At 68.9% G+C, this 12,524-nt stretch carries 15 protein-coding genes; 1 reads left to right on the forward strand and 14 read right to left on the reverse strand.

The window, feature by feature from the left end; genetic code table 11:
* Window positions 1-82 precede the first annotated feature (82 nt).
* Window positions 83-1,291, forward strand: coding sequence for a YbfB/YjiJ family MFS transporter (locus tag BMZ19_RS03675; protein WP_090307003.1), 1,209 nt, complete (start codon window positions 83-85; stop codon window positions 1,289-1,291).
* An 18-nt stretch (window positions 1,292-1,309) separates the two neighbouring features.
* Here the strand turns inward: BMZ19_RS03675 and BMZ19_RS03680 are convergent, their stop codons facing one another.
* The 14 genes from BMZ19_RS03680 to argS form a co-directional block, all read right to left on the reverse strand.
* A complete protein-coding gene (locus BMZ19_RS03680) occupies window positions 1,310-2,020 on the reverse strand; it encodes a 16S rRNA (uracil(1498)-N(3))-methyltransferase (protein ID WP_090307005.1) in 711 nt (236 codons plus the stop codon).
* Window positions 2,017-2,841: a twin-arginine translocase subunit TatC gene (gene tatC / locus BMZ19_RS03685; protein WP_090307008.1), complete on the reverse strand. Its 825-nt coding sequence runs from the start codon at window positions 2,839-2,841 to the stop codon at window positions 2,017-2,019. The genes BMZ19_RS03680 and tatC overlap by 4 nt, the downstream gene beginning before the upstream one ends.
* Complete coding sequence (gene tatB / locus BMZ19_RS03690) at window positions 2,838-3,323, reverse strand: Sec-independent protein translocase protein TatB (protein ID WP_090307011.1); 486 nt, start codon at window positions 3,321-3,323, stop codon at window positions 2,838-2,840. The genes tatC and tatB overlap by 4 nt, the downstream gene beginning before the upstream one ends.
* A gap of 32 nt (window positions 3,324-3,355) precedes the next feature.
* Complete coding sequence (gene tatA, locus BMZ19_RS03695; RefSeq protein WP_090307013.1) at window positions 3,356-3,595, reverse strand: twin-arginine translocase TatA/TatE family subunit; 240 nt, start codon at window positions 3,593-3,595, stop codon at window positions 3,356-3,358.
* Between the two features lie 25 nt (window positions 3,596-3,620).
* Window positions 3,621-3,968: a phosphoribosyl-ATP diphosphatase gene (locus BMZ19_RS03700; protein ID WP_090307016.1), complete on the reverse strand. Its 348-nt coding sequence runs from the start codon at window positions 3,966-3,968 to the stop codon at window positions 3,621-3,623.
* The gene (gene hisI / locus BMZ19_RS03705) at window positions 3,961-4,365 is read right to left on the reverse strand and encodes a phosphoribosyl-AMP cyclohydrolase (RefSeq protein ID WP_090307019.1); all 405 of its coding nucleotides are present in this window, start codon (window positions 4,363-4,365) and stop codon (window positions 3,961-3,963) included. The genes BMZ19_RS03700 and hisI overlap by 8 nt, the downstream gene beginning before the upstream one ends.
* An 82-nt stretch (window positions 4,366-4,447) precedes the next feature.
* The gene (gene ubiB, locus BMZ19_RS03710) at window positions 4,448-6,037 is read right to left on the reverse strand and encodes a ubiquinone biosynthesis regulatory protein kinase UbiB (RefSeq protein ID WP_090307022.1); all 1,590 of its coding nucleotides are present in this window, start codon (window positions 6,035-6,037) and stop codon (window positions 4,448-4,450) included.
* A 4-nt stretch (window positions 6,038-6,041) separates the two neighbouring features.
* Window positions 6,042-6,659 (reverse strand): ubiquinone biosynthesis accessory factor UbiJ, encoded by a 618-nt coding sequence (locus tag BMZ19_RS03715; protein ID WP_090307025.1) that lies wholly within the window; start codon window positions 6,657-6,659, stop codon window positions 6,042-6,044.
* Window positions 6,659-7,429, reverse strand: a complete 771-nt coding sequence (gene ubiE / locus BMZ19_RS03720; protein ID WP_090307028.1) for a bifunctional demethylmenaquinone methyltransferase/2-methoxy-6-polyprenyl-1,4-benzoquinol methylase UbiE — start codon at window positions 7,427-7,429, stop codon at window positions 6,659-6,661. The genes BMZ19_RS03715 and ubiE overlap by 1 nt, the downstream gene beginning before the upstream one ends.
* A 103-nt stretch (window positions 7,430-7,532) precedes the next feature.
* Window positions 7,533-7,904 carry a gamma-butyrobetaine hydroxylase family protein gene (locus tag BMZ19_RS03725; RefSeq protein ID WP_090307030.1) on the reverse strand — a complete coding sequence of 124 codons (372 nt, stop codon included), beginning with the start codon at window positions 7,902-7,904 and terminating at the stop codon, window positions 7,533-7,535.
* A gap of 53 nt (window positions 7,905-7,957) precedes the next feature.
* Window positions 7,958-9,298 carry an ATP-dependent protease ATPase subunit HslU gene (hslU, locus tag BMZ19_RS03730; protein WP_090307033.1) on the reverse strand — a complete coding sequence of 447 codons (1,341 nt, stop codon included), beginning with the start codon at window positions 9,296-9,298 and terminating at the stop codon, window positions 7,958-7,960.
* Window positions 9,299-9,321: 23 nt separating this feature from the next.
* Window positions 9,322-9,852 carry an ATP-dependent protease subunit HslV gene (gene hslV / locus BMZ19_RS03735; RefSeq protein ID WP_090307036.1) on the reverse strand — a complete coding sequence of 177 codons (531 nt, stop codon included), beginning with the start codon at window positions 9,850-9,852 and terminating at the stop codon, window positions 9,322-9,324.
* 129 nt (window positions 9,853-9,981) lie between these two features.
* Entirely contained in the window at window positions 9,982-10,779 is a 798-nt protein-coding gene (locus tag BMZ19_RS03740; protein ID WP_090307040.1) for an SPOR domain-containing protein, read from the reverse strand.
* Complete coding sequence (gene argS / locus BMZ19_RS03745; protein WP_090307042.1) at window positions 10,780-12,519, reverse strand: arginine--tRNA ligase; 1,740 nt, start codon at window positions 12,517-12,519, stop codon at window positions 10,780-10,782. It abuts the gene before it with no gap.
* Window positions 12,520-12,524: the final 5 nt, after the last annotated feature.

The raw sequence follows: 12,524 nt of genomic DNA on the forward strand, positions 1-12,524 counted from the left end.
GCGGTTGGTCGCAGGTTTCGCTTGAGGCGACGGGCAGCGGCCTCTAAGGTGTGGCTTCCACCACTGCGCGGGAAGCCAGCCGATGAATTCACAGGGACAACGCATGAAGGTGCTCGGCGCGGGCATCTTCAGTCTCCTCCTCGCCCTCGGCGTCGCCCGCTTCGCCTACACCCCGCTGCTGCCGGTGATGCAGGCGCAGGCCGGACTGGGCCTGGCCGAGGGCGGCTGGCTGGCCGCGCTCAACTACGCCGGCTATCTATCCGGTGCGCTGATCGCTTCGCTGATCAGTGACCTGGTGCTCAAGGATCGCCTGTACCGCATCGGCATGGTGCTGGCGGTGCTCAGCACCCTGCTCATGGGCCTGACCAGCGACTTCACCCTGTGGGCGGTGTCGCGCTTCGTCGCCGGCCTGAGCAGCGCGGCGAGCATGCTGCTGGGAACCGGGCTGATCCTCAACTGGCTGATCCGCCACAACCAGCGCAGCGAGCTGGGCATCCACTTTTCCGGGGTCGGCCTGGGCATCATCGGCTGCTCGGCCGTGGTGGCGCTGCTGGGTCAGTGGCTGGACTGGCGCGAGCAGTGGTTCGCGCTCAGCGCGCTGGCCTGCCTGCTGCTGGTGCCGGCGCTGGCCTGGCTGCCGAAACCGGACCGCAGCCAGCTCACCACGTCCGGCCAGCCGATGCGCGACAATCCGCCGAGCAGGCTGTTCCTGCGCCTGTTCATGGCCGCCTACTTCTGTGCCGGGGTCGGCTACGTGGTCAGCGCGACCTTCATCGTCGCCATCGTCGACCACCTGCCCGGGCTGGCCGGCAAGGGCAGCTGGAGCTTCCTCGCCATCGGCCTGGCCGCGGCGCCGGCGTGCATCGTCTGGGACTTCGTGGCCCGGCGTACCGGCGAACTCAACGCGTTGATCCTCGCCGCCGTCCTGCAGGTGGTCGGCATCCTGCTGCCGCTGAGTGGTGGTATTGCTGGCGCTCTTGCCGGGGCGCTGCTGTTCGGCGGCACCTTCGTCGGCATGGTCAGCCTGGTGCTGTGCATGGCTGGGCGCTACTACCCGACCCGACCGGCGAAGATGATGGGCAAGATGACCCTGTCCTATGGCGCGGCGCAGATCGTCGGGCCGGCGGTGACCGGCTGGCTGGCCGCGGCGCTGGGCAGTTATGCCGGCGGGCTGTACTTCGCCGCGGCGATGATGGTGTTGGGCACCCTGTTGCTGCTGGCGCTCAAGGGCGTCGAGCGCCGTGACGGGCTGGCGGCGGAGATGGCGCGTCAGCCCTGTCCGCAGTCCTGAGGGTGGGTCGGCGTTGAGTCAGAACAGGCGGGCGAGCAGGGCGGTGACCGCCGTCTCCACGCGCAGGATGCGCTCGCCGAGCTGTACCGGCGCGAGGCCAGCCTCCTGCAGCTTGTCCACCTCGTAGGGAATCCAGCCGCCTTCCGGGCCGATGGCCAGGGTTACCGGCGCATCGACCGCGCGCGGGCAGGCCGGCCAGGCACCGGGGTGGCCGACCAGGCCGAGGCTGCCGGCGGCCAGTGCCGGCAGGCGGTCCTCGACGAAGGGCTTGAAGCGCTTCTCGATGGTGACTTCCGGCAGCACGGTGTCGCGCGCCTGCTCGAGGCCGAGGATCAGCTGCTCGCGGATCGCCTCGGGCTGCAGGAACGGGGTCTGCCAGAAGCTCTTTTCCACCCGGTAGCTGTTGAGCAGCACCAGGCGCGGCACGCCCATGCTGGCCACGGTCTGCAGTACCCGCTTGAACATCTTCGGCCGCGGCAGGGCGAGCAGCAGGGTCAGCGGCAGCTTGGCCGGTGGCGGCTGGTCGAGGGTGAGGATCTCGATTTCCGCCTCGTCGGCGTCCAGGCGCAGCAGGCGGCCTTCGCCCATCAGGCCGGCGAGGCGGCCGACGCGCAGGTTGTCGCCGGCCTCGGCGCGGTGCACCTCATGCAGGTGTTTGAGGCGCCGGCCGCGCAGCAGGGCGCGGCCCTCGGCGACGAAATCGCCGTCTTCGAGCAACAGCAGGTTCACGCCTGCGGCGCCGGCGGCTGGTCGTCGTCACGGCTGGCGACGGCGGTGCTGGCGCTGGCCGCGGCATCGGCCTCCGCTTCCGCCTCATCGCGGCGGCGCGCCATGGCGCCGAACAGCAGGCCGACCTCGAACAGCATCCACATCGGCACGGCCAGCAGGGTCTGCGAGAACACGTCCGGCGGGGTGAGGACCATGCCGACCACGAAGCAGCCGACGATCACGTAGGGGCGGCTCTTGCGCAGGGTGGCGACGTCGACGATGCCGATCCAGATCAGCAGGAAGGTCGCCACCGGGATCTCGAAGGCCACGCCGAAGGCGAAGAACAGGGTGAGCACGAAGTCGAGGTACTGGCCGATGTCGGTCATCATCGCCACCCCTTCCGGGGTCACGCTGGCGAAGAAACCGAACATGATCGGGAACACCACGAAGTAGGCGAAGGCCATGCCGCCGTAGAACAGCAGGATGCTGGAGACCAGCAGCGGCACGGCGATGCGCTTCTCGTGCTGGTACAGGCCGGGGGCGATGAAGCCCCAGATCTGCTGGAGGATCACCGGCATGCCGAGGAACAAGGCGACCATCAGGGTCAGCTTGAACGGGGTGAGGAACGGCGAGGCCACTCCGGTGGCGATCATCGTCGCGCCTTCCGGCAGGTAGGCGCGCAGCGGCGCGGCGACCAACGCGTAGATATCCTGGGCGAAGTAGAACAGCCCGGCGAAGATCAGCAGGATGATCACCACGCAGCGCAGGATGCGGTTGCGCAGCTCGGTGAGGTGCGCGACCAGGGGCATTTCCTGGTCCGGCAGGGGAGTCTGGTCGGTCATGTCGGGCGCGGTGGCTCACTGGGTGCCGGCGGCGGGCTGGCGGACGGTGCGGCGGTAGGGGTTGCTGCGGCAGCTTCCGCGGCCGGGACGGCCGGGCTGGCCGCCTGGTATTCCGGCAGCGAGGCCAGGCGGCTGTGCGGCGCGATGGGCGCGCCGGCCTGCTCGGCGGTAGGCGCTGCCGCCGCCGATGCCTCGCCGCTCGGTGCCGCGGGCGTGGCGGCGCCGGAGGCCGGCGTACTGTCCGGCTGGGCGGCCTGCTGCTGGCGTTCCAGGGCGAGAATGTTCTCGTTGTGCAGCTGGCGGCGGATCTCGTCGGCGCCGATCTCGCGCTCGACCTCGCTCTTGATCGCCGCGAAGCTGCGCTTGAGCCGGCCGATCCACAGCCCGGCGGTGCGCGCGGCGCCCGGCAGGCGCTCGGGGCCGAGCACCAGCAGGGCCACCAGGGCGACCAGCAGCAGTTCGGAAAAACCTACGTCGAACATGATTCAGCCAAGCTCCGGCACCCGTGGGTGCGTCAGTCCTTCTTCGCCGGTTCGTCGACCTTGCGCACTTCGCCCTGGATGGTGTGCCCCTTGGGCTCGTCAACCTGGGGCTTGGCGGGTTCTTCCTCGCCGGCGTTCACCGACTTGCGAAAGCCCTTGATCGCTTCGCCGACGTCCGAACCGAGCGACTTGAGGCGCTTGGTGCCGAACAGCATGACCACGATGAGCAGGATGATCAGGAGTTGCCAGATGCTGATGCCGCCGAGTCCCATGATGGAATCTCCGAGTAGGTTGTTATCAGGATTGCGAACGGGCGGCCTTTTCGGCGTGCCCGGAGAGGCCGAAGCGGCGGTCCAGTTCGTCGAGGACCGCCTGCGGGTGCTGGCCGAGGGCCGCGAGCATGACCAGGGAATGGAACCACAGGTCGGCGGTTTCGTAGATCAGCTCGCTGCAGTCGCCGCTGTTGGCGGCGTCCTTGGCGGCGAGGATGGTTTCCACCGATTCCTCGCCGACCTTCTCGAGGATCTTGTTGAGCCCCTTGTGGTACAGGCTGGCCACGTAGGAGCTGTCCGGCGCGGCGCCCTTGCGGGCCTCGAGGACCGCGGCGAGGCGGGCGAGGGTGTCGTTGCTGCTGTGCTCACTCATGGCTGTGGCCCTTGTGCTCGTAGATGGCGTGCGGATCCTTGAGAACCGCATCGACGGTCTGCCAGGCGCCGTTCTCGTAGACGCGGTAGAAGCAGCTCTCGCGCCCGGTGTGGCAGGCGATGCCGCCGAGCTGCTCGACCTGCAGGACGATGACGTCGGCATCGCAGTCCAGACGCAGCTCGTGCAGCTTCTGCACGTGGCCGGACTCCTCGCCCTTGCGCCACAGCTTGCCGCGCGAACGCGACCAGTAGATGGCGCGGCCCTCGTCGACGGTGAGCTGCAGGGATTCGCGGCTCATCCAGGCCATCATCAGGATGCGCCCGGTCTTGTAGTCCTGGGCAATCGCCGGGACCAGCCCGTCGGCGGTCCAGTGAATTTCGTCCAGCCAGTTGCTCATCGGTTCTTCGCTTGTCCGGGGCGCCTTGCGGCGCCGGTTCAACGTTATATTCGGTCAGTGTGCCAGTGCCGCCCTGCGCTGGCTATCGGCGCAGAACCAGATACAGGCCGCCGGCCAGCATGGTCCAGGCCGGCCAGCTCTCGGCGTTCGCAGCCAGGCCGCTGCTGGCGGCGCCGAGCAGCAGGGCGGCGCCGAGCAGGCGCGCCAGCCAGTGGCCGCCCGCGGCGGTCGCCGGCGGTGTGCCGCTGCCGGCATGGCCGAGACGCTCCAGCGCGGCGCCGGCCTTCTTGGCCAGCTGCGGTACCTGCTCGGCCTGGCTCTGCAGGTTGCGCAGCAGGTGCAGCGGACTCATGCGCTCGCGCATCCAGCGCTCGAGGAACGGCTTGGCGGTGCTCCACAGGTCAAGGTCGGGATACAGCTGGCGGCCGAGGCCCTCGATGTTGAGCAGGGTCTTCTGCAGCAGCACCAACTGCGGCTGTACCTGCATGTTGAAGCGTCGTGCGGTCTGGAACAGGCGCAGCAGCACCTGGCCGAAGGAGATGTCCTTCAGCGGCTTCTCGAAGATCGGTTCGCACACGGTGCGGATGGCCGCCTCGAAGTCGTTGACCTGGGTGTCGGCCGGCACCCAGCCGGAGTCGATATGCAGCTGCGCCACCTTGCGGTAGTCGCGCTTGAAGAAGGCCAGCAGGTTGCGCGCCAGGTAGTCCTGGTCCTCGGCGGTGAGGCTGCCGACGATGCCGCAGTCGATGGCGATGTACTGTGGTTCGTGGGGCGTGCGGGTGCTGACGAAGATATTGCCGGGGTGCATGTCGGCGTGGAAGAAGCTGTCGCGGAACACCTGGGTGAAGAAGATCTCCACGCCGCGCTCGGCCAGTTTCTTCATGTCGGTGTGCTGGTCGTGCAGGGCGGCCAGGTCGGTGACCGGGATGCCGTAGATACGCTCCATCACCAGCACCTTGGGGCGGCACCAGTCCCAGTACACCTGCGGCACGTAGAGCAGCTTGGAGTCCTCGAAGTTGCGTCGCAGCTGGCTGCCGTTGGCGGCCTCGCGGAGCAGATCGAGCTCGTCGAAGATGGTCTTCTCGTAGTCGCCGACCACTTCCACCGGGCGCAGGCGGCGGGCGTCGGCCGAGGCCTTCTCGGCCAGGCGGGCGAGGGTGAACAGCCAGGCCATGTCCTGACGGATCACCGGCTCGAGGCCGGGGCGGACCACCTTGACCACCACGTCCTCGCCGCTCCTGAGCTGGGCGGCGTGCACCTGGGCCACCGAGGCGGAAGCCAGCGGCTGGCGCTCGAAGCGGCTGAACACCTGGTCGATGCTGGCGCCGAGCTGCTGCTCGATCAGCGCCACCGCCTGCTCGGGCGGGAACGGCGGCACCTTGTCCTGCAGGTGCGCCAGCTCGTCGGCGATGTCCGGCGGCAGCAGGTCGCGGCGGGTGGACAGCAGCTGGCCGAACTTGATGAACACCGGGCCGAGGTCTTCCAGGCTGCGGCGCAGGCGCTCGCCGCGCGACATCGCGATGGGCTGGCGCGGCAGCCAGCGCCAGGGCATGGCGCGCAGCAGGCTGCGCAGCCACCAGGGCAGCGGCAGGTCGAGCAGCAGGTCGTCGAGCTGGTAGCGGATGGCGGTCCGCTGGATGCGGATCAGGCGGCGCAGGGCGAGCAGCTTCATGCGGTCAGTCGGCTTCCGGAAGGCGGCGGGCAAGGCGCTCGCTGCGCGCCTCGAGACGGTCGAGGGCGAGCTTGAGGTGGTCCAGTTCGGCGAACTGCGCTTCGGCTTCGCGGCGGCCGAGCAGCGGGCGCGCTTCCTCGGCCAACCAGTCGGCGAGGTCGAGGCGCAGGCTGGCCAGGGCGTCGCCGCCCCACTGGCGGGCGTCATGCAGCGGGCGGGCCAGGGCAACGGCGCCGAGCGGGCCGAGCCACTCGGCCAGCGCGCCTTCCCAGTCGAGTTCGAGGTCTTGGAGGATGGCGGCGAGATCGAGCAGGCAACCGCTGTGGCCATCCAGTTCGACGTCGGCGGCGTGCAGCACGGCAGTCTTGTCGCGGCGCACGGCTAGCTCGAGCAGGCGGCTGGCCGGGGCGCGCAGGGTGCAGTCGGCCGGCGCTTCCCAGTGGCCGGCCAGACGCAGGCCGTCGGCTCCGGGCAGCAGGTACAGGCGCAGCGCCGGTGCCGTGCAGTCGACGGCGATCACCCGGCCTTGCAGCGCGGCCAGGCGCGGGCCGGCGGTGGCGTCCAGCGCCAGCACGCGGTTGAGGCCGGCCTCGACGCCGGCGAGCAGCGCGGCGGTCAGCATCAGGGCTTGATGCCGCGGTGCAGGGCGACGATGCCGCCGGTCATGTTGTGGTAGGTGACCAGGTCGAAGCCGGCGTCGACCATCATGCCCTTGAGGGTTTCCTGGTCGGGGTGCATGCGGATCGACTCGGCCAGGTAGCGGTAGCTGTCGGCGTCGTTGGTGATCAGCTTGCCGGCCAGCGGCATGAAGGCGAACGAGTAGGCGTCGTAGGCCTTGCCGAGCAGGGCGCTGGAGGGCTTGGAGAACTCCAGCACCAGCAGGCGGCCGCCGGGCTTGAGCACGCGCAGCATCGAGCGCAGGGCGTCTTCCTTGTGGGTGACGTTGCGCAGGCCGAAGGCGATGGTGACCACGTCGAAGTGGTTGTCGGGGAACGGCAGCTTCTCGGCGTCGGCCTGGACGAACCTGACGTTGCCGGCCACGCCGCAGTCGAGCAGCTTGTCGCGGCCGACCTGGAGCATCGAGGCGTTGATGTCGGCCAGTACCACTTCGCCGGTCGGGCCGACCAGGCGCGAGAACTGGCGGGTCAGGTCGCCGGTGCCGCCGGCGATGTCGAGCACGCGGTTGCCCAGGCGCACGCCGGACAGCTCGATGGTGAAGCGCTTCCACAGGCGGTGCATGCCGGCGGAGAGCACGTCGTTCATCAGGTCGTACTTGGCGGCCACCGAGTGGAACACCTCGGCGACTTTCTGCGCCTTCTGGCTTTCCGGCACGCTCTGGTAACCGAAGTGGGTGGCGGGTTCGGCGTTGTCGGGCTTGCGCGGATCGCTCATGTCGCAGTCACCTGAAAAAATGTGGCGGTCATTCTAATCGCCACCGCGGCCTTTGTCTTGACGCTGCCTGCCAGGCGCTGTGGCAGTTTGTCCCGCCCGGGGCTCAGAGCATCAGCTTGACCACCGACTCGTCGGGGTCGCGCGACTTGCCGGCGGCGGCGAGCTGGGCGAGGTAGTCGGCCCACAGCTGCTCCTGGCAGGTGGCCAGCTGGTACAGGTAGTCCCAGGTGAACAGGCCGCTGTCGTGGCCGTCGTCGAACACCAGCTTGAGGGCGTACTGGCCGGCCGGCTCGGCACCCTTGAAGCCGACGTTCTGCTTGCCGACCTGCAGGATCGGCTGGCCGTGGCCCTGCACCTCGGCCGACGGCGAGTGCACGCGCAGGAACTCGGCGCTCAGGTTGTAGTGATCGTCGCCGTAGTGCAGCTCGAGGGTCTTCGATGCCTTGTGCAGCTTGATGGCGGTAGGGATGTGCATCGTCGAGGTTCCGGATGAGCGAAGGGGCGGCCAGGCCGCCCCTGAGGTTCTGCTTACAGGATGTAGCGCGACAGGTCTTCGTCCTGGGCCAGTTCGGCGAGGTGGCCGTTGACGTAGGCGGCGTCGATCACGATCGGCCGGCCGCTGTGGTCGGCGGCCAGGTCGGCGGCGCTGAACGACACTTCCTCGAGCAGGCGCTCGAGCAGGGTGTGCAGACGGCGGGCGCCGATGTTCTCGGTCTTCTCGTTGACCTGCCAGGCGATCTCGGCCAGGCGGCGGATGCCGTCGGCGGCGAAGGCGATCTCCAGGCCCTCGGTCTTCATCAGCGCGCAGTACTGCTCGGTCAGCGAGGCGTGCGGTTCGCTGAGGATGCGCTCGAAGTCCTGCGGGGTCAGCGCCTTGAGTTCGACGCGGATCGGCAGGCGGCCCTGCAGCTCGGGCACCAGGTCGCTGGGCTTGCTCAGGTGGAAGGCGCCGGAGGCGATGAACAGGATGTGGTCGGTCTTGACCATGCCCAGCTTGGTGTTGACCGTGCAGCCCTCGATCAGCGGCAGCAGGTCGCGCTGCACGCCCTCGCGGGACACGTCGGCGCCGCCGACGTTGCCGCGCTTGGCGATCTTGTCGATCTCGTCGATGAACACGATGCCGTGCTGCTCGACCGCTTCCAGGGCGCGGGCCTTGAGTTCCTCCTCGTTGACCAGGCGCGCGGCTTCCTCGTCGCGGACCATCTTCAGCGCGTCGGCGACCTTGAGCTTGCGGCTCTTCTTCTTGCCCTTGCTCAGCCCGGAGAACAGGTTCTGCAGCTGGCTGGTCATCTCCTCCATGCCCGGCGGGGTCATGATCTCGACGCCGGCCGGCGTATCGGCCACCTCGATGTCGATATCCTTGTCGTCCAGCTGGCCTTCGCGCAGGCGCTTGCGGAACAGCTGGCGGGTGCTGGAGTCTTCGCGGGCCGGCGGTTCGTCGCCGAAGCCGCTGCGCGCCGGCGGCAGCAGGGCGTCGAGGATGCGCTCCTCGGCGGCGTCCTCGGCGCGGTAGCGCATCTTGTTCACTTCCTGCTCGCGGAGCATCTTCAGCGCGGCATCGGCGAGATCACGGATGATCGACTCGACATCACGGCCGACATAGCCGACTTCGGTGAACTTGGTCGCCTCGACCTTGATGAACGGGGCGTTGGCCAGCTTGGCCAGGCGACGGGCGATCTCGGTCTTGCCGACGCCGGTCGGGCCGATCATCAGGATGTTCTTCGGGGTCACCTCGACGCGCAGCTCGGCGGGCAGCTGCATGCGCCGCCAGCGGTTGCGCAGGGCGATGGCGACGGCGCGCTTGGCGTCGTCCTGGCCGATGATGTGGCGGTTGAGTTCGTGGACGATCTCGCGGGGCGTCATGGACATGGGTGGGGCTCCGGAAGACGCGCTCATTGGGCGCAGTCTTCTTCCTCGATGGTCAGATTCTGGTTGGTGAACACGCAGATGGAGCCGGCGATGTTCAGCGCGGTCTCGGTGATCTCGCGTGCGGACAGCTCGGTCTTCTGCAGCAGGGCCATGGCCGCGGCCTGTGCGAAGCCGCCACCGGAACCCATGGCGATCAGGCCGTGCTCGGGCTCCACCACGTCGCCGTTGCCGGTGATGATCAGGGAAGCGTCCTTGTTGGCCACTGCCAGCATGGCTTCCAGGCGGCTCAGCGAGCGGTCGGTACGCCAGTCCTTGGCCAGTTCGACGGCGGCGCGCACCAGGTGACCCTGATGCTTCTCCAGCTGGCCCTCGAAACGCTCGAACAGGGTGAAGGCGTCGGCGGTGGCGCCGGCGAAGCCGGCCAGCACCTGGCCGTGGTACAGGCGCCGGACCTTCTTGGCGTTGCCTTTCATCACGGTGTTGCCGAGGGAAACCTGGCCGTCGCCGCCCATGACGACTTTGCCGTTGCGGCGGACTGAAACGATGGTGGTCAAGGGAGCGCTCTCCTGCAGCTGGACGCGGGCGTCCGGGATGCCGGGAGATATGGGGGAGGGCGGCGGGCTTTTCAACCGCCCGCACGACCAGGGTCGATAGCGGGCGATTGACGGCGCCGCGACGCCGACTCAGCGCCGCTGCTGGACGACGCTGCTGACGCCGTTGGCGCCGAGCTGCTTCTGCGCGCCGTCGGCCTGCTGGCGACTGGCGAAGGGACCGACCACCAGGCGGTGCCACATCTTGTCGCCGACCTTGCCCGACTCGATACGCGCATCTTGGCCGAGTAGGAGCAGCTTGGCGCGGGCGCTTTCCGCCTGGTCGCGACTGGCGAAGGAGCCGGCCTGCAGGACGAAGCGGCTGCTCGGTTTTGCCGGCGACGTGGCGGCGGGCTGCGCTGCTGGCGTCTTGGTCACGGCGGGCGGTTTGGCTGCTGGGGCCGGACTCTGAGCCTGCGGCTGGGGCGCAGCCTGCACGGGCTTGGGCGCGGCGGTGAGTGCAGCGGCGACCGGGGCGGTCGCGGTGGTCGCCGCGGTCGCGGCTGGCGCCACGATCAGCCGCGGTGGCGGGGTGCGCCCTTCGAGCAGGGCCTGGGCGCGGGCGGCTTCCACCGCCTGAACCTGTTCCGGCGTCGGTTGGCTACCCGGCAGCGGGCTGGGATTCGCCTTGGCCAGCTCCTCGTAGAACTCGTACTTGGGCCGCGGCGGTGTGGCGGGCTTGGCCGGCTGGCTTGCCGCGGTTTCCGGTTTGCCCGCGACTGCGCGCTTGACCTCGTCGCTGCCCGGCTTGAGCTGCGACAGGAAGACGAGGAAGCCACCGATCACCAGGCCGCTGGCCAGCCAGATCCAACCCGGCACCGGCTTCTTGGCCGGGGCGGAGCGGGTGCGGCTGGCGCCGCGCGGTTTCGGTTTCTGCTTGCGGGCGGCCATTTACATGCGCTCGAGGGTGGTCAGGCCGAGCAGCTCGAGGCCCTGCTGGAGGGTGCGTCCGGTCAGCGCGGCAAGGCGCAGGCGGCTCTGCTGGACGGCTTCGTCCTCGGCGGCGAGGATCGGGCAGTTCTCGTAGAAGCTGGAGAACAACCCGGCCAGTTCGTACAGGTAGCTGCACAGGATATGCGGCACGCCCTTGTCGGCGACGCTGTTGAGCACCTCGGCGAACTGCTCCAGCTTGGCGGCGAGGGCCAGTTCCTGCTCGGCCTGCAGCTGGATCTGCCCGCCGATCTCCTCGATGCCCTTGCCCAGCTTGCGGAACACGCTGGCCACGCGGGTGTAGGCGTACAGCAGGTAGGGCGCGGTGTTGCCCTCGAAGCTGAGCATCTGCTCGAAGTTGAAGCTGTAGTCGCTGGTGCGGTGCTTGGACAGGTCGGCGTACTTGACCGCACCGATGCCCACCGCGCGGGCGATGCTGCGCAGCTCGGCCTCGTCCAGCTCGGGGTTCTTGCCCTTGACCAGGGCGTAGGCGCGCTGTTCGGCCTCGTCGAGCAGGTCGATCAGTTTGACCGTGCCGCCGTCGCGGGTCTTGAACGGGCGGCCGTCGGCACCGTTCATGGTGCCGAAGCCCATGTGCTCGAGGTCCATGCCTGCATGGACGAAGCCGGCGCGACGCGCCACCTCGAAGACCATCTGGAAGTGCAGGGCCTGGCGCTGGTCGACGAAGTACAGGGCGCGGTCGGCCTTGAGCTGCTGGCTGCGGTAGCGCATGGCGGCGAGGTCGGTGGTGGCGTACAGGTAGCCGCCGCCGGCCTTTTGCACGATCACCGGCAGCGGGTTGCCTTCGGCGTTCTTGAACTCGTCCATGAACACGCACTGCGCCCCTTCGCTTTCGCTGAGCAGACCCTTGGCCTGCAGCTCGCTGACGATGGTCGGCAGCTCGGCGTTGTAGGCGCTTTCGCCGCGCACGTCGGCCGGGCTCAGCTTGACGCCGAGGCGGTCGTAGACGGCCTGGCAGTGGCTCAGCGAGACGTCGTTGAAGCGCTGCCACAGGCGCAGGCACTCGGCGTCGCCGGCCTGCAGCTTGACCACCAGGGCGCGGGCGCGGTCGGCGAACTCGGCGGAGTCGTCGAAGCGCTTCTTGGCGGCGCGGTAGAACTGCTCGAGGTCGGCCAGCTCGCTCTCGGCGGCGGCCGGGTTCTCCTCGAGGTAGGCCAGCAGCATGCCGAACTGGGTGCCCCAGTCGCCGACGTGGTTCTGGCGGATCACCTCGTCGCCGAGGAACTCCAGCACGCGGCCGACGGCGTCGCCAATGATGGTCGAGCGCAGGTGGCCGACGTGCATTTCCTTGGCCAGGTTGGGCGAGGACAGGTCGACCACCACGCGCTGGGTGGCGCCGGCCTTGCGCACGCCGAGCTGCGCGTCGGCCAGCGCGGCTTCCAGGCGCTGGGCCAGGGCGTCGCTGTTCTGGAAGAAGTTGAGGAAGCCCGGGCCGGCGATTTCCACCTTGCTGACGCTGGCGTCGGCCGGCAGCGCGGCGATCAGCTTCTCGGCCAGCTCGCGCGGCTTCAGCCCGGCCGGCTTGGCCAGCATCATGGCGATGTTGCTGGCGAAGTCGCCGTGGGTCTTGTCCCGGGTGTTTTCCACCTGGATCGCCGGGGTCAGCCCCTCCGGCAGCACGCCTTCGTCGGTCAGGCGGGTCAGGGCTTGCTGGATCAGGTGGCGAATGCTGTCTTTCATCGGGG

The sequence above is a fragment of the Pseudomonas linyingensis genome (assembly GCF_900109175.1).
Lineage (GTDB): Bacteria > Pseudomonadota > Gammaproteobacteria > Pseudomonadales > Pseudomonadaceae > Geopseudomonas > Geopseudomonas linyingensis.

Excerpts from the sequence above, each read along its gene's own strand:
- tatA (WP_090307013.1), bottom strand. The coding sequence starts at position 3,595 with ATGGGACTCGGCGGCATCAGCATCTGGCAACTCCTGATCATCCTGCTC.
- ubiE (WP_090307028.1), bottom strand. The coding sequence starts at position 7,429 with ATGAGCGATCCGCGCAAGCCCGACAACGCCGAACCCGCCACCCACTTC.
- hslU (WP_090307033.1), bottom strand. The coding sequence starts at position 9,298 with ATGTCCATGACGCCCCGCGAGATCGTCCACGAACTCAACCGCCACATC.
- argS (WP_090307042.1), bottom strand. The coding sequence starts at position 12,519 with ATGAAAGACAGCATTCGCCACCTGATCCAGCAAGCCCTGACCCGCCTG.
- BMZ19_RS03725 (WP_090307030.1), bottom strand. The coding sequence starts at position 7,904 with ATGCACATCCCTACCGCCATCAAGCTGCACAAGGCATCGAAGACCCTC.
- tatB (WP_090307011.1), bottom strand. The coding sequence starts at position 3,323 with ATGTTCGACGTAGGTTTTTCCGAACTGCTGCTGGTCGCCCTGGTGGCC.
- hisI (WP_090307019.1), bottom strand. The coding sequence starts at position 4,365 with ATGAGCAACTGGCTGGACGAAATTCACTGGACCGCCGACGGGCTGGTC.
- BMZ19_RS03740 (WP_090307040.1), bottom strand. The coding sequence starts at position 10,779 with ATGGCCGCCCGCAAGCAGAAACCGAAACCGCGCGGCGCCAGCCGCACC.
- tatC (WP_090307008.1), bottom strand. The coding sequence starts at position 2,841 with ATGACCGACCAGACTCCCCTGCCGGACCAGGAAATGCCCCTGGTCGCG.
- ubiB (WP_090307022.1), bottom strand. The coding sequence starts at position 6,037 with ATGAAGCTGCTCGCCCTGCGCCGCCTGATCCGCATCCAGCGGACCGCC.
- BMZ19_RS03675 (WP_090307003.1), top strand. The coding sequence starts at position 83 with ATGAATTCACAGGGACAACGCATGAAGGTGCTCGGCGCGGGCATCTTC.
- BMZ19_RS03715 (WP_090307025.1), bottom strand. The coding sequence starts at position 6,659 with ATGCTGACCGCCGCGCTGCTCGCCGGCGTCGAGGCCGGCCTCAACCGC.
- BMZ19_RS03700 (WP_090307016.1), bottom strand. The coding sequence starts at position 3,968 with ATGAGTGAGCACAGCAGCAACGACACCCTCGCCCGCCTCGCCGCGGTC.